Source organism: Bacillus sp. J14TS2, assembly GCF_018333015.1.
Lineage (GTDB): Bacteria > Bacillota > Bacilli > Bacillales > Bacillaceae_C > Lederbergia.
Map to the genome: position 1 here is coordinate 210,298 of NZ_BORE01000003.1, position 14,043 is coordinate 224,340.

Here is a 14,043-nt window from a genome sequence, read left to right on the forward strand (position 1 = left end):
AAGCAAACAAGGGAGGTGAGTCGGATGCAGTATTTAATGAAATAAGATTATGTAGTTTCGTGAAACAAACGCGATCAAAAAAAGCATTTTGAAAGGGGGCTCTTAGAATTGGTTCAGCAAACAAACAAAGTTGCAACAACTGTTCAAACTAATACTACTCCATCTTTAAAAAGTCGCGGTGCCAATCTAAAAAAAAGCATTAAAAAGAGATGGCAATTATATATTATGATTCTGCCAGTCATCGCTTATTTTGTCATTTTTCATTATGTACCTATGTATGGAGTCCAGATTGCCTTTAAAGATTTTATTGCCTCAAAGGGCATAACTGGAAGCGAATGGGTAGGGTTCAAGCATTTTATACGATTCTTTGATAGCTATCATTTTTGGCGGTTAATGAAAAATACATTAGGAATTGGTGTGTACGAGCTGTTAGTAGGATTTCCTGTACCGATCATATTGGCATTAATGATCAATGAGGTTCGTTTGAAGTTTTTTAAGAGAACTGTGCAAACGGTTACTTATGCACCGCATTTTCTATCAACCGTTGTATTAGTAGGGATGATCATTATCTTTTTATCTCCTGATAGCGGGGTTGTGAATCAATTGATCCAACTATTTGGCGGCAAGGAGATTTCATTCCTTACAGAACCACAATGGTTTAAAACGGTCTATGTCTTTTCTGGTGTTTGGCAGTCAATGGGCTGGAGTTCGATTATTTATTTAGCGGCCTTAGCAGGGATTGACCCACAGTTACATGAATCGGCGATTATGGATGGGGCAAATAGATGGCAGCGGATTTGGAATATTAATATTCCAGGTATTCTACCAACAATTATCATTCTATTAATCCTTAATACTGGATCTATTGTAAGTGTTGGTTTTGAAAAGGTTTTCTTAATGCAAAACGATTTGAATTTAGAGGCTTCTGATGTGATCGCCACATATGTTTATCGGAGCGGTATTTTAGACGCAGAATTTAGTTTTGCTTCAGCAGTTGGACTATTTAGTACCATTATTAACTTTATTCTACTTATTACAGTAAATTCAATTGCTAAGAAAGTAGGACAAACGAGTCTATGGTAAAAATGGAGGTGTCGTTTGCGGATGAATCAAACCATTGGAGATAAAATATTTGGTGCAATAAATAATACGTTGTTGTTTATACTTCTACTCCTTGTTCTGTATCCGCTTATTTTTGTAGTGAGTGCATCGATAAGTAATCCACTGTTAGTGGCAAATGGAGAATTATGGCTATTTCCTAAGGAACTCACTTTAATTGGTTATCAAAAGGTTTTTCAGAATCGTGATATTTTAACTGGGTACCTTAATACCATCCTGTACACTACTGTGGGGACACTAATTAATCTTTTTTTAACCACATTAGGTGCCTATCCACTTTCACGTAGAGATTTTTATGGGAAAAATCTCATTATGTTCTTTTTAGTTTTTACAATGTTCTTTAGCGGTGGTTTAATCCCAACTTATTTAGTCATTAAGAATCTAGACATGTTGAATACGTTTTGGGCACTTGTGATCCCAAATGCAGTGGCCGTATTTAATTTAATTATTATGCGTTCCTTTTTTCAATCAAATATTCCCAGAGAGATTGAAGAGGCAGCAGAGATTGACGGCTGTTCCGATTTCCAAATTTTAAGAAGAGTTGTGCTGCCTTTATCAACACCGATTATTGCTGTCATGATTTTATTTTATAGTGTTGGTCATTGGAATGCCTATTTTGATGCATTAATCTATTTAACGGATCGGGAAAAATTCCCTTTACAATTAATATTACGAGAAATCCTTATCCAGAATTCGATGGATGAAATGGCTGGCAGTGGGGAATCGATGGCTCAACAAGTGATGTATGCACAATCAATCAAATATGCAGTTGTGATCGTAGCGAATTTACCTGTTCTTTTACTCTATCCATTTTTACAAAAATACTTTGTACAAGGAATAATGGTTGGGGCTATCAAAGGATAGAAAAATTAGGAGGTTTATAGAAATGAAGAAAATTTTTATGCTTGCCTTATTTGTAATCATGTCTGTTTCTTTTCTTGCTGCTTGTAATGAAAAAACGGATAAAAAAGCAGAAGCTAATTTAGATAATCTTAATTTGGATGGGATGCCAATAGTGAAAGAAGAAATTGAACTTAAGATGTTTGCTCCTAAACGCTTCGCTTCACAAAACTGGAATGATATTAAGATATGGAATGAGTATGAAAACATGACGAATATCAAAGTGAAATGGGAGAATGTTGATCGGGATAATTTAGCAGAAAAACGTAATATTTTACTAGCAGGCGGTGATTATCCAGATGTACTTTTTGGAAACGGTTTAACTGTAAATGATTTAATGAAATATGGAAAACAGGAAGATTTTATGGCGTTAAATGATTTAATTGATCAGTATGCACCTAATTTTAAGGCATTGCTTGAACAATATCCGGAAGTAGAAAAGGCGATTACGATGCCAGATGGAAATATTTATTCTTTCCCAACGATTACGGATCCTGAATTTAAGGCGATGTTGGAAGGATCCTTTATGTGGCTCAAAGAGGAGTGGTTAAAGGAGCTAGGACTTGAAGAACCAGAAACAACGGAAGAAATGTATCAATTATTAAAGGCGATTAAAGAAAACTACCCAGATGCCATTCCGATGGGAGGAGGACCTGGAATAGACGCGTATTTAATCCCATTCTTTAAGGGAGCTTGGGGACTGGGCAATAGAGGAGCTTCACATCCTTATGTTGATGTTGATCCTGAGACGGATGAACTGCGATTTATCCCGACCGCTCCTCGTTATAAGGAAATGTTGGAGTATTTAAACAAGATTTATGAGGATGGATTAATTGATAAAGACTTTTTTACAGCGAATGCGGATCAAGTCATTGCCAAAGGTTCCCAAGGAATATATGGTGTCCTGCCAGATTATAATCCAGAAGCTGTATATAGTAATTTAACGGGGTATATTGGCGGGAAGGCATTAAAAGGCCCACATGGTGATCAGCTATATGCTCATATTGGTTCACCTATCGGTTCTGTAGGTCAATTCGTTATTACAAAGGATAATCCGAATCCTGAAGCAACGGTGCGCTGGGTGGATTACCTTTATAGTGATGAAGGCAGTAAGATGTTTTTTATGGGCTTTGAAGATGAGACCTATGTCGAAAATGAAGATGGTACCTTAGATTATACAGATGAAATCAAGAATCATCCGGATGGCTTAACACAAGACCAGGCTGTTGGAGAGTATCTTGTTTGGCCTGGTGTCGGATATCCAGGAATCTTAAAGCAAGATTATTTCAAGGGTTCTGAAGGAAAACCAAGTTCTATTGAAGCATCTGAAAAGGTAGATCCATTTATTCCTGAGGAAATATGGCCGCCGTTCAATTATACAATTGAAGAGCTTGAAGAAATGAATGCCTTAAGAAATGATATTGAGACGTACATCAATGAGATGAATGCGAAATTCATTACGGGAGCGAGATCATTAGATGAATGGGATGACTATGTTGCCCAATTTGATAAAATGAAGCTTGAGAAATATATGGAAATTTATAATGATGCCTATGAAAGGTATAATAAGCAATAAAAATATAATTTGAAAATGCGACTAGGGAAGGGTAAGATTAAAGTAAGTGATCTAAGAAAGAATAGGGATATTCTGATTAAATGAGGATGGGACATAACTAAAATGCTAAGCTCCAAAGAAGAACGATGCATTATCTTAGCGGAGGAAATATACGTAGACTCCAGCGGGAAGTAAGAGCTCGGCAAGACCCCAGAAGGCGAAGCCTGAGGAGGCTTGACACTCGCCCGCGGAAAGCGAAGTATATTTCCTGAGCGAGTTTTATGCACCATATTAGTTCGTTTTATTTCTTTGGTAAAGCACTTTTGTCCTAGTCTCTATTCTGATTGAAAAGGAAATAGAGAGAAGGTGCAAAATTTGTCTCTTCTATCTGAAGAAAGAAAAAGATTGTTAATCGATGAGTTGGATACTCATGGGAAAGTTCGAGTTTCTGACTTGGCACAGAAATTAGAGGTATCGAATGAGACAATCCGCCGAGATTTAGAAGCATTGGAAAAAGTAAAGAAATTGAAAAGGGTTTACGGAGGAGCTGTGAAAATATCCTACGAAGATGGAGAGCCTCCCTACCAACAGCGGCAAATTATTCAGGGGACTGAAAAAAAGCTTATTGGGAAAAAGGCAGCTTCTTTAATAAAAGATGGGGATACGATCTTTTTGGATACGGGAACTACGATATTAAACCTAGCTAAATTTATAAAAAACCTCAATCGGCTTATGATTCTTACAAATTCTTTACCTGCCGCCAATGTTTTAAAGGATGCCTTAGCACAGGGGTTGTTTCGCGGAAAGGTCATTCTTTTAGGTGGAGAGCTCTCCCCAGATCAGCAGTCCGTATCTGGCTATCTATGTGAAGAAATGCTGAAAAACTTTTATGTTGATAAAGCCTTCTTGTCGGTGGGTGGTGTATCACTTAAAACAGGAATAAGTGATTATGATTTTAACGAATCCTCCATTTCAAAATTAGCAGCTATAAATGCCAAGGAAGTAATCGTTTTAGCGGATTATAGTAAAATAGGTGTACAATCCTTTACCAAGATTACGACTTTAGAACAGGTAGATGTGATGATATGTGATAAGAAGCCACCCTCTTCATGGGAGTCCGAATTAGACAAAAAAAATGTTGACTGGATTTTGGCTGAATAGTTTAAAAGATAGAGCTGTTCTGTTTTAAAGCGCTTAGCACTTTAAACCAGAGCAGTTCTCTTTTTTTGAATATTGAACATTCTCTATTAATATGAAAACGATTAAATATATGATTTGTACAGTAAATATAAGAAAAATGAACTACTATTTTATTTGGGTATATCTTATGATAAATACATGAAAGCGTTTGAAAAGAATAGTACAAAACAACTAGGGTAATGTTAATTTGTAAGAATAAAAAGGGGGATTTAAAATGAAGAAAACGCTACTATTAATGCTTGTGCTTCTTCTAAGTGTTGGTACAGTTCTTGCTGCTTGTGGCAATAATAAGACTGAATCAAGCAAGGGTGGGGATGGTGAAAAACCATATGAAATTAAATGGTACACAATTGGTACACCACAAAAAGATACAAATAAGGTATTTGAAGAAGTAAACAAATATACAAAAGAAAAGATCAATGCAACTGTTAAGCTAACACAAATTGATTGGGGCGATTTTGAACAAAAAATGCAGGTAATCATCTCTTCAGGTGAACCATTTGACATTGGTTTCACAAATGGTGGAACGTATGTCCAAGATGCCCAAAAAGGCGCTTATCTTCCGCTAGATGATTTATTAGATGAACATGGGAAAGAGTTGAAAGAAACTTTGGACCCAGCTCTTTTAGAAGGGGCTAGAGTAGATGGAGAGCTTTATGGCATTCCTTCCAATAAAGAAGCCGCTAGACAAAGTGTTTATACTTTTAACAAACGCTTAGTGGATGAATATGATTTTGATATTTCCACGGTAAAAACATTAGAAGACCTTGAACCAATGTTGAAAACGATTAAAGAAAATGAGTCAAATATTACACCAGTGGCAACATTTAAAGCTTATCTTCCATTCGATTATATCTTTGAAGGGGACATGCCTTTTGGCTTTGCTCTTGAAGGAGATCGTGATCATGTTGTCAATCCATTTGAATCTGATATTGCGATGGAGACATTTAAGACAATGCATAAGTATTTCAAAGCAGGCTATCTTAAATCAGATGCAGCTACCAGTAAAGATAGCTGGCCAATGGATGTAGAAAACTGGTTTGTTCGTATGGGAGATTCTCAACCATATGCAGACCTACTTTGGTCTCGTTCAGCAAAGTATGAAGTAGTCTCTGTCCCAGCAGAAGAGCCAACCACCTTTAATACATCGGTTACAGGAGCGATTCAGGCGATTTCATCTACATCACAAAACCCTGAAAAAGCAATGGAATTCTTGAATCTCTTAAATACGGATCCATATCTTCGTAACCTTGTGGACAAAGGAATTGAAGGGGTTCATTATGAAAAGAATGATGATGGAAAAATTACAGATCTTCCAGCACGTATCGAAGATTATAATATGCCAACTTATTCTCTAGGAAACCACTTTATCTTAGATCTATACGAAGATGATCCTTCTGATAAATGGGATAAATTCAAAGAATTTAATGAATCTGCACAACCATCACCAACACTTGGATTCCATTTTAACAGTGATCCAGTGAGAACCGAAATTGCTTCGATTTCCAATGTGTCAAAAGAATTCTATCCAGCTTTATCAACAGGCTCTGTTGATCCTGAAGAATATCTACCTAAGTTTAATCAAAAACTAAAAGATGCTGGTATCGACAAAGTGTTAGATGAAATTCAAACACAATTTGACACATGGAAGGCGGAACAAAAATAAGCTATTAAACATCAATCAGTAGGAATGAAAATTTCTCGCTGATTGATGTTTTACTTTAAGAGGATGTTTTTAAAAAAACACTGCGAGATAAATGAGCTTCCGCTAAAATTGAAGTTGTCCAAAGAGTCCTCGGAGACGAACAAAAAAGCTGGGACATAAATCTTTTTACCAAAAAAAAACGAATAACTAGGGTGCACAAATCTCGCTACGGAAATATATTGTTCATCCTTGATGCTTAACGCCCAGCCTCTGCTTTTTCAAATGCAAAGAAAATCGCCAAAAACGGTGACACGCCTGCAGCAGGCGATTTTAGCCCCAACATGGAAGTCAATACATCCTGTACAAGTCAAAATGAAAGTCTTTACATGATTATTTAATTTATCTAGTGAATCTCAAATTTCTTAACTACTATTCTACTATAGTAAATTTTATAATAAATACATGAAAGTGGTTTCAGGCCATGGTAAGGGAGGATAGTGCAGAATGAAGTTTTTTAAAGATATTTATAAAAACCGTATATGGCTTTTGATGGTTTTGCCAGGAACCATTTGGTTTCTACTTTTTGCTTATTTGCCAATGGCGGGAAACGTAATCGCCTTTAAAAAGTTCCGAATCGATCCAGGTGGTTTTTTCGCTAGTATTATCAACAGTGAGTGGATTGGTTGGGATAACTTTAAATACCTATTTAGTACAGACAGTGCCTATATTATTACAAGAAATACAATTGGGTATAATCTGATTTTCATTGTGTTGGGGATGGTAACAGCGGTTACAACAGCTATCCTGCTCAGTGAATTAGCGAATAAAAAATTAGCGAAGTTTTTCCAAACAGGGATGTTATTTCCACATTTCCTTTCCTGGGTTATAGTGAGTTATTTCGTCTTTACCTTTTTAAGCCCAGATCGTGGTTTATTGAACAACATTTTAGGGTGGTTCAATGTTGATGCTATCGCATGGTATAGTGAACCAAAATATTGGCCGTTCCTCCTTGTGTTTATGAGCATGTGGAAGGGAATTGGATACGGCAGTATTGTGTATCTAGCATCTATTGTTGGAATTGATAAAACCTATTATGAAGCAGCTATGATTGATGGTGCGACAAAATGGCAACAGGTTAAACATGTAACATTGCCAATGCTTAAGCCACTTATTATTATCCTATTAATTATGGATGTTGGGAAAATTTTCAACTCAGACTTTGGGTTATTCTTCCAGGTACCGAGGGATGCAGGTGCGCTTTATTCCGTGACAAACACCATTGATACCTTTGTATATAGAGGATTGATGTCGCTTGGTGATATTGGAATGAGTACTGCTGCTGGTCTTTACCAATCTGCTGTTGGATTTGTCCTCGTTATGATTACGAACTATATTGTGAGAAAAATTGATGAGGATAGTGCTTTGTTCTAAAGCTTACCCTTTACAGAGAGGAGGAAGGTCGCCCTGCGACTGATATTATGAGTAAAAACAATAATGTTGAGCAATCTTCTCAACCAAAAGGTAACGAAACGCCAAATGGCATTATCAATAAAAAGAGAAAGAAAGCTCGCGATTACCATCAATTTCACCCAGTCACGAATGGCATTATGACAGTACTGTTAGGGATTTTTACGATTGCTTGTTTATTCCCATTTGCCTATGTCATTGTCATTTCTTTCACAAGTGAAGAGAGTATCGTGCGAAATGGTTTCCAGCTAATCCCAGAAACATGGAGCCTAGATGCCTATAAATATTTGTGGCAGACGAAAGATCAATTGCTTCAATCCTATTGGATCACGATCGTTGTTACGATTTTAGGGACGATCATCAGTGTGGCAATGATTACCTTCTATTCCTATGCGATTTCTAGACCGCAATTTAAATATCGTAAGTTCTTTACTTTCTTTGCCTTCTTCACTATGCTATTCAGTGGTGGAATGGTTCCAACTTATATCGTAGCAACGCAATTTTTGGGTATTAAAAATACGATATGGGCATTGATCTTACCACTCGCGATGAATGCATTCTACATTATTATTATGAGGACCTTCTTTATAAGATCTGTTCCAGAAGCGATTCTGGAATCAGCAAGAATAGATGGAGCAAATGAATGGAGATCGTTTTTCCAAATTGTGTTCCCATTGTCTTTACCAGGGATTGCCACGATTGCTTTATTTAGTACACTTGGATATTGGAATGACTGGTTTAACGCCCTGTTGTATATAGATCAGCCTAATTTAGTTCCTTTACAATCTCTACTAATGAAAATTGAAGCGAATTTAGAGTTTATGCGGCAGAACATTGACATCAGCTCTCAGCAGTCTAGCTTGTTCAATACGATTCCAGCCGATGCAGCTAAAATGGCGATGGTCGTGATTGCCACATTGCCAATTGCCGTCTCTTATCCATTTTTCCAAAAATACTTTATTAGTGGATTGACAATTGGTGGCGTTAAAGAATAATTCTATTCATATTATCGTGTGGAAATTGGATGTCGGCTAGTGATGGCCACGCCGGCACTAGAACATCGTGTGCGTCGTAAAGGCCTAGCACTAGGAGGCTCGTTAGCCGCCCAGGGAAAGGGAGCATAGTCCATTTTGCGGCATTCAAAAAAATCCATACTATTTTCTGATTACCCAAGAATAATAATGAAAAGGTGAGTTTTACAATGAAAAAGAAGCTAGTGTTATTGTTAGTTTTGCTTCTAAGCGTAGGAACAGTGCTTGTAGCTTGTGGCTCTTCTAAAAATGAAAGCCGAGGCGGAGAAGGCGAAAAACCATACGAAATTAAATGGTATACGATTGGTACTCCGCAAAAAGATACTGAAAAGGTATTTGAAGAAGTAAACAAATATACGGAAGAAAAGATCAATGCCACTGTTAAATTGACACAAATTGATTGGGGCGACTATGATCAAAAAATGCAAGTAGTCATCTCTTCAGGCGAGCCATTTGACATTGGTTTCACTGAGGGTGGCACATATGTTCAAGATGCCCAAAAAGGGGCTTTCCTTCCACTAGATGATTTACTAGACGAACAAGGAAAAGACTTGAAAGAAATTTTAGAGCCCGCACTTTTGGAAGGGGCTAGAGTAGATGGCGAGCTTTATGGTATACCTTCCAATAAAGAAACCGCTAGACAAAGTGTTTATACATTTAATAAACGCTTAGTGGATAAATATGATTTTGATCTATCGAAAGTAAGAAACTTAGAAGATCTTGAACCAATGTTAAAAGAGATAAAAGAAAATGAGCCAAATGTTACACCGATGGCAACGATTAAAGCTTATCTGCCTTTTGACTATATTCTTGGAGAAGAAATGCCGTTTGGCTTTGCTCTTGAGGGTGACCGTGATCATGTTGTGAATCCATTCGAATCTGATATTGCGATGGACACATTTAAAACAATGCATAAATACTTCAAAGCAGGTTATCTTAAATCAGATGCAGCCACCAGTAAAGATAGCTGGCCAATGGATGTAGAAAACTGGTTTGTACGTAAAGAGGATTCGCAGCCATATTCAGATTTGCTTTGGAGCCGTTCTGCAAAATATGAGGTTGTTTCCGTACCAATGGAGGATCCTGTTACGTTCAATAATTCTGTAACTGGAGCAATTCAGGCGATTTCATCCACATCGCAAAACCCTGAAAAAGCGATGGAATTCTTAAACCTATTAAATACAGATCCATATCTTCGTAATCTTGTGGACAAAGGAATTGAAGGGGTTCATTACGAAAAGAATGATGATGGAAAGATTAAAGATTTACCGGCTCGTATCGAAAAATACAATATGCCAACCTATTCATTAGGGAACCACTTTATTTTGGATCTATACGAAAATGATCCTTCCGATAAATGGGATAAATTCAAAGAATTTAATGATTCTGCAGAACCAGCACCAACACTTGGATTCCACTTTAACAGTGATCCAGTAAGAACCGAAATTGCTTCGATTTCCAATGTATCAAAAGAATTCTATCCAGCTTTAGCAACAGGATCTGTTAATCCTGAAGAATATCTGCCTAAGTTTAATCAAAAACTAAAAGCTGCAGGTATCGACAAAGTGTTGGATGAAATTCAAACACAGTTTGATGAATGGAAAGCCGAGCAAAAATAAAGGAACATGACCGATAAAAGAATCAAGCTGGATCATCCTCCAGCTTGATTTTTAGCATGTCGAAAACTAGTTTATGAATAATCACTCATAAAACGATCCATTGCCCTAGTTCCAGCTTGCTTTTTTATACATATGTTTTTTACAATTACATAAGCGTTCATTTCTACTTAGATGCGAATCTCATTGATAGACAGGAGATCTGAATACATGGCAATAAAACGTTTAAAGCATCAAGTATTTAAGCGAATTCTTTTAACTTCATCTCTAACCATTATTATAACCGTTATTTTTTTGATCGTTTTAATTACCAATTATTACTCCGATGTGATTGTTCAAAGAGAAATGGATTTAAATATAAGAACATTAGAGAGAGTCGAGGATTACTTTGTTAATAAGGAAGCGGATTGGAATGGTTTGATTCGAAACCTTTATGAAAAAGAGGAAATTATTGATGATCTTTCTGTGGCCCTTCATAATGAATATAATGATTATTTAAAGTATAGATTGGATAAATTCACGGGACAAACTTCTTTTATGCCTAGTAATATGGATACGTATTTTTATGGATATTTCAGTCAAGATCCTGATGTCAATGCGATTACGTTAGAGTCATCTGAATATCCAGAGATTTATTATCTCTTCATTTATAACCATGGTCGCTGGAATCAAAGTATGAACCCATCCTCTTCAGATAATCCATTACTTGAAGGGGGCATTCCTGCAAAAACACCAGAGAATACATTCATAAAGACAATCTTGATCAATAATCCAACGACTTTAAAAAAAATGGGAGATTTGCGAATTTATTATTCAACCGAGGGCTTACAAAATATTGTTCAAAGAGAAAATGCTGACGTTAAATCTTCCTTTTTTCTAATAGGGAAAGAAGAACAAGTTGTCTATTCAAATAATCAAGGGATTCCAAAGGCGATGATTCAAAAGCTTTCAGATGAAAGTAATGAAAATGAAGTGAAATGGGAAGATAAAACGTATTTTGTCAATGCGATTACCGATATCGGTGAATTTAGTGCTTATACTGTCACTCCTCAAGAGGAATTGAATAAATTAACGTTTGTACGAGGCACGATGTGGATTTTGATTTTTGCTGTCCTAATCGTCGCGCTTAGCCTAACGTATACATTTATGCGTAAGTATTCAGCAAGAATTAAAACGATTGACGCCTCTATCCGAGAAGTGCAAAAAGGCAATCTATCAATCCGCATTCCAGAATCGAAAACCGAGGATGAATTGGCGACCATTGCTTTCAGTTTTAATGCGATGTTAGACGAACTAAATGAGTATATCGAGCAGGTCTATGTTTTAAGTTTGAAACAAAATCAGGCAGAATTAAAAGCATTACAATCGCAAATTAACCCGCATTTTTTATTTAATACGCTTGAGGTTATTCGGATGACAGCAGTTGTAGATGGGGCGAAAACATCAAGTAAAATGATCTACCATCTATCTAGATTATTACGTTATTCGCTTGAATCGAAAGAAATGGTACCATTACAAGCGGAAGTAGAAAATATTCAACAGTATTTACAGCTTGTTCAGCTACAGCATCCCGATAAATTGACGGTTCATTTGGAGATCCCAAGAGAAATTGAGAAAACACCAGTGCAAAAATTACTGCTCCAACCGATCGTGGAGAACTATATTGTCCATGGTTTTCAAAAGGATCGAAATGATAACCAGCTAGAAATCATCGCAAATCAGGAAAAGAATCATATTCGACTATTGATTAAGGACAATGGAAAAGGGATCCAAGAAGAAAGATTGAACACAATCCTTGAACATATTAATGATGAAGAAGGTGAGAACTTGCATTCAATTGGTATGAAAAATGTTCATCAGCGCTTAAAATTGAAGCATGGTAAAGAGTATGGCTTAACAGTTGAAAGTAAAGAAAATCAGGGGACGAGCATTACCTTTATTATCCCAGTCGGAGGGGATGATCATGTATAAAGTTTTATTAGCAGATGATGAACCGCTTATTACGCGAGGATTAGGAGCACTTATTGATTGGGAGGATTATGGTTTCGAGATCATGCATATTTCGGAGGATGGCGAGGAAGCCCTAGCCTATATTCAAGAAAATCCGATTGATCTTTTAGTAACAGATATTATTATGCCAAAGCGTACGGGACTGGAGCTGTTTGAGGAAGCAAAGAAAATACGCCCGCAATTAAAATGTATTGTATTATCAGGCTATGAAGAGTTTGATTATGTGAAAAAAGGCATGGTATTAGGGATTGAGAACTACTTAGTCAAGCCAGTCGATGAAGATGAGCTGTTAAAAACCGTACAGGCAGTAAGCGAAAAGTTAACAGTTGCCCATGAAGAGGCGGAAGCCACTGCCTTCCATACTTTAAAAGATAATACATTATGGCGTTTATTAAATGGTGATATCAATAAGAATGAATGGGAACAAAGATTGTCTTTATATGGAATGAGTAGTTTACGGCCATTTTATAATGTCTCAGCTTTAGAATTTTCCAATGTGGGCAACCGGGAAATATATATAGAATTACGAAAGATGATTGAAAGCCAATTTTCCGCACATTGCTTGTTGAGTCCTGACCAAGAATTATTAATTATTCTGGATGGAACAGATCCTTCAGATCTTTATCAAATAAATCAGCAGTTAGCTCAATATTTGCATGCAAATTGTCCTGAAATGGGTTCCTTCTATTTATCGATGGGAGACCCAGTCGATTCAATGGAACGGATTGAGGAAAGTTATTTTCAAGCACGAGAATATTCACTTTACCAAATCTGTTTAGAGCCCAATACAGTGATTTCTAGTCAAGTGCATGTGGATCGTCAAACCTTATTAAAGAATCAACAAACCTATAAAGCAGATCTAGTAAAAAGAATTCTTGATGCTGATGAAGAGGTAGAAGAAGGAATTGAATTATTTTTTCAAACTTTAACGAAGCATACAAAGTTTCTAGCACCAGCTGTTGCTAGAAAATATGCAATTGATTTAATCGCGTATATACACCACTCGATTCAAGATGTGAAACATTATAATCATACAGCCGCTATTGAAAAATTAGTATATGCAACAGACTTGAAACAGATCAAACATATCTTAATGGATTACTGTCAGGAATTGCTATCAGCGATTGATCACCAGCAAGATTCCAGAAGCCCGATCATCCAAAATGTCTTGGACTACATGCATGCTCATTATAATGAGGAATTATCATTGAAAACATTGAGCCAACGTTTTCATATTAATCCCATTTATCTTGGTCAATTATTTCAGAAGGAAATCGGTGTTGTTTTCTCGGAATACATTAACCATTTTCGGTTAGAGAAGGCAAAGGAATTATTGAAAACTACTCATCTTCGCGCTGGTGAAATTGGCAAGAAGGTTGGTTATTCAGACACCGCTTATTTTTATAAACAATTTAAAAAACATATTGGTACAACACCAACAGAGTGGAGAAATATCTAGGAGCTTAGGCCGTTTAGTAAAATTGAAGAAGGGATGAAGTA

Annotated in this window: 10 protein-coding genes; all 10 read left to right on the forward strand. The window is 36.6% G+C overall.

Annotated elements, in window-relative coordinates; all coding sequences use genetic code 11:
- Nucleotides 1-225: 225 nt before the first annotated feature.
- The 10 genes from KI375_RS05820 (at nucleotide 226) to KI375_RS05865 (ending at nucleotide 14,002) form a co-directional block, all read left to right on the forward strand.
- Nucleotides 226-1,083: an ABC transporter permease gene (locus tag KI375_RS05820; protein ID WP_207452250.1), complete on the forward strand. Its 858-nt coding sequence runs from the start codon at nucleotides 226-228 to the stop codon at nucleotides 1,081-1,083.
- Nucleotides 1,084-1,104: 21 nt separating this feature from the next.
- On the forward strand, nucleotides 1,105-1,983 hold the full coding sequence (locus KI375_RS05825; protein ID WP_212972789.1) for a carbohydrate ABC transporter permease: 879 nt from the start codon (nucleotides 1,105-1,107) through the stop codon (nucleotides 1,981-1,983).
- Nucleotides 1,984-2,005: 22 nt separating this feature from the next.
- Nucleotides 2,006-3,595 carry an extracellular solute-binding protein gene (locus KI375_RS05830; protein ID WP_244852323.1) on the forward strand — a complete coding sequence of 530 codons (1,590 nt, stop codon included), beginning with the start codon at nucleotides 2,006-2,008 and terminating at the stop codon, nucleotides 3,593-3,595.
- A 354-nt stretch (nucleotides 3,596-3,949) separates the two neighbouring features.
- Nucleotides 3,950-4,735, forward strand: a complete 786-nt coding sequence (locus KI375_RS05835; RefSeq protein ID WP_212972588.1) for a DeoR/GlpR family DNA-binding transcription regulator — start codon at nucleotides 3,950-3,952, stop codon at nucleotides 4,733-4,735.
- Between the two features lie 253 nt (nucleotides 4,736-4,988).
- Nucleotides 4,989-6,440, forward strand: coding sequence for an ABC transporter substrate-binding protein (locus KI375_RS05840; RefSeq protein WP_212972589.1), 1,452 nt, complete (start codon nucleotides 4,989-4,991; stop codon nucleotides 6,438-6,440).
- A gap of 483 nt (nucleotides 6,441-6,923) precedes the next feature.
- Nucleotides 6,924-7,850 (forward strand): ABC transporter permease, encoded by a 927-nt coding sequence (locus tag KI375_RS05845; RefSeq protein ID WP_207452199.1) that lies wholly within the window; start codon nucleotides 6,924-6,926, stop codon nucleotides 7,848-7,850.
- Nucleotides 7,851-7,897: 47 nt separating this feature from the next.
- Nucleotides 7,898-8,881, forward strand: coding sequence for a carbohydrate ABC transporter permease (locus tag KI375_RS05850; protein WP_242698373.1), 984 nt, complete (start codon nucleotides 7,898-7,900; stop codon nucleotides 8,879-8,881).
- Nucleotides 8,882-9,087: 206 nt separating this feature from the next.
- Nucleotides 9,088-10,536: an ABC transporter substrate-binding protein gene (locus KI375_RS05855; RefSeq protein WP_212972590.1), complete on the forward strand. Its 1,449-nt coding sequence runs from the start codon at nucleotides 9,088-9,090 to the stop codon at nucleotides 10,534-10,536.
- A 207-nt stretch (nucleotides 10,537-10,743) separates the two neighbouring features.
- Nucleotides 10,744-12,504, forward strand: a complete 1,761-nt coding sequence (locus tag KI375_RS05860; RefSeq protein ID WP_212972591.1) for a sensor histidine kinase — start codon at nucleotides 10,744-10,746, stop codon at nucleotides 12,502-12,504.
- Complete coding sequence (locus tag KI375_RS05865; RefSeq protein ID WP_212972592.1) at nucleotides 12,497-14,002, forward strand: response regulator transcription factor; 1,506 nt, start codon at nucleotides 12,497-12,499, stop codon at nucleotides 14,000-14,002. Before KI375_RS05860 ends, KI375_RS05865 begins: the two co-directional genes overlap by 8 nt.
- Nucleotides 14,003-14,043: the final 41 nt, after the last annotated feature.